At 74.0% G+C, this 677-nt stretch carries 1 pseudogene; it reads right to left on the reverse strand.

The features are described 5' to 3' along the window. Positions 1–657, reverse strand: a pseudogene (locus tag AC27KI_RS26615) (uroporphyrinogen-III C-methyltransferase); the annotation flags it as partial. Between the last annotated feature and the right edge of the window lie 20 nt (positions 658–677).

Below are 677 nucleotides of genomic sequence, written 5' to 3' on the forward strand. Positions count from 1 at the left end.
GCGGGCGACGCGGCGGCGTCGCCCGCGGACACCTGGGCATTCATGCGGCGCGTGGCCGCGGCCTGGGGCGACGGCGTTCTGCAGGGGCAGCTCGTCCACTTGCCGCACCAGATCGTCGAGCCGCGCGAGCAGGCCGGCGGTGTCGGTCACCTGGGCGGCGCCGATGCGCTCCAGGTCGCGGCCGATGGCGCGCGACAGGGGCGCGAGGCGAGGCTGGGCGGCGCGTTCGATGCGCTGATTGGCGCTCTTGAGGGCGGCCACCAGCGGCTCCAGGCTGCCGGTCAGCTGGGCCTGCTGCTGAGCGAGGCGGATGCCGGATTCGATGTCCACCACCAGGTTCTCGTCGCGCGAGCGCGACAGGCTCTGCATCAGCTCCTCGAGCTGGGCGCGCTGCAGGGCCACTTCGCTCACGCGGGTTTCGTTCACGGTGAGCCGCGCTGCGGTTTCGCGCGAGACGTCCAGTGCCTGGTGGGCGAGGGTGCGGGCTTCGATGGCCTGGGTGCCGGAGTCGGCGGTCTGTCGCGCCAGCTGCTCCTGGATGGTGTTCAGGCGCTGCCACAGCAACACGCTGCCCAGCAGGCCGGCCGCGGCCACGAACCCCAGGGCCCAGAGCGCGTAGCGGTTGCCGCTGGCGCCTTTCGCGGGCGCTGCGGGCACGGCCGCACCGGAGGGCGGGG

The sequence above is a fragment of the Acidovorax sp. KPB24-03 genome, from assembly GCF_057546605.1.